The following is a 1,420-nucleotide window of genomic DNA, read 5'->3' as shown; positions in this document are numbered from 1 at the left end:
GTTCGCCGCGGCGCTCGCGGCGGGCGGCTTCGACGTCGAGTCGACGCCCGCGATCCGAACCGAGATCTGGACGAAGCTGTGGGGCAACATGAACATGAATCCGCTGAGCGCGCTCACGGGGTCGACTGCCGAGCAGTTGCTCGACGATCCGTTCACGCAGGATCTCGCGCTGCGGATGATGGAGGAGGCGGCCGCGATCGGCGCGAAGCTGGGCCTGTCGACGGGGATGAGCGGACCCGAGCGGATCGCGGTTACGCGCAAGCTCGGCCCGTTCAAGACGTCGATGCTGCAGGATTTCGAAGCGGGGCGCGCGCTCGAGATCGGGCCGATCCTCGGTGTGTTTCCCGAGCTCGGGCGCAAGCTCGGCGTGCCGACCCCGTATTGCGACGCGGTGCTCGGGCTGCTCCGGCAGCGCGCGACGAACAGCGGGCTATAGCGCGGGCGGAGCCGCTGCATGTGCGACGCCGGTGAGGCGAAGCGCTGCGATCCGCTTGCAGTGCGCAACCCATGACGCAAAGCGGGCCGCCCGCGTCGCGGGTGAGGCGACCGGGGCGGCCCGTCGAATTCGTCGGATCAATGCTGCGGGCGCCGTGCCCGTGTTGCCGCTCAGTCGTCCCGATCGGTCGCGTGCGCGACGACCTTGTCGAGCAGCCGTTCGAACGTCTGGCGTTCGCTGTCGGACAGGCACGCGAGCAGGCCGTCGTTCCACTTGCGCACGATCGGCATGATCTTGCGATGCAGCGCGCGGCCGTCGGCGGTCAGCGCGATCAGCACGATCCGGCCATCCTCCTCGCTCGCGCTGCGTTCGAGCAGCCCCTGGCGCAGCAGCGCCTCGGCTGCCCGGCTCGCCTGGCTCTTGTCGAGATTGGTGTGGCGCGCGAGATCCATGATCGAGAACGGGCCGAAGGCGCCGACGGCCGCGATCACGCGGGCCTCGGGCAGCGAGATGTCGAGCTTGTGCCGGTACACCTCGCCGATTCCGCGGTCGGATCGCTTCGTGAGCGCGTGGAGGCGATAGGTCAGAAACTGATCGAGCCCGGCTTGACGGCCTTTCATGTCGAATCCTGAAGAAAAAGGGCGGGCCCGATTGTTCCTGTATCGCGCGCTCGGGTCAACGGTCAGTGTGCGCCGTACTTCAGGCGTGTCAATTGCTCCGCTTCGTTCGCGAGCAGATTGGCCGCGTCGCGGATCGCGACGTCGAGCGTGATCGGCCCGGGAGCCGGCGAGAAGCAGCCGGAAAAATGTTCGGACAGGCGCGGCAGCGCGGCCGGGTCGACGGCGCCCGACAGCAGCGACGCGGGCACGCCTGCGCCCTGCGCGTGGCGGCATGCGATGAACGGCGCCTTGCCGTGCAGCGTCTGCACGTCCGAGCGGCCTTCGCCGGTGATCAGCCAGTCGGCGCCGGCGAGCGCCGCGTCGA

3 protein-coding genes are annotated in these 1,420 nt (G+C 69.1%); 1 reads left to right on the top strand and 2 read right to left on the bottom strand.

The window, feature by feature from the left end; genetic code table 11:
- On the top strand, positions 1-436 hold a 436-nt coding region (locus tag G3N99_RS40150), incomplete at its 5' end, for a ketopantoate reductase C-terminal domain-containing protein (RefSeq protein WP_277396504.1).
- Between the two features lie 170 nt (positions 437-606).
- On the opposite strand, the gene G3N99_RS40145 is transcribed toward G3N99_RS40150, so the two are convergent.
- Positions 607-1,056 (bottom strand): MarR family transcriptional regulator, encoded by a 450-nt coding sequence (locus G3N99_RS40145; protein ID WP_206125185.1) that lies wholly within the window; start codon positions 1,054-1,056, stop codon positions 607-609.
- Between the two features lie 62 nt (positions 1,057-1,118).
- Positions 1,119-1,420, bottom strand: a 302-nt coding sequence (locus G3N99_RS40140; protein WP_206125184.1) for a glycerate kinase, incomplete at its 5' end; no start/stop codon positions are given.

Origin of the sequence: Burkholderia sp. Ac-20392, from assembly GCF_017104585.1 — a bacterium.
Taxonomy (GTDB): Bacteria; Pseudomonadota; Gammaproteobacteria; order Burkholderiales; family Burkholderiaceae; genus Burkholderia; species Burkholderia lata.
This window is presented reverse-complemented; position numbering and strand designations above follow the sequence as displayed.

Excerpts from the sequence above, each read along its gene's own strand:
- G3N99_RS40145 (WP_206125185.1), bottom strand. The coding sequence starts at position 1,056 with ATGAAAGGCCGTCAAGCCGGGCTCGATCAGTTTCTGACCTATCGCCTC.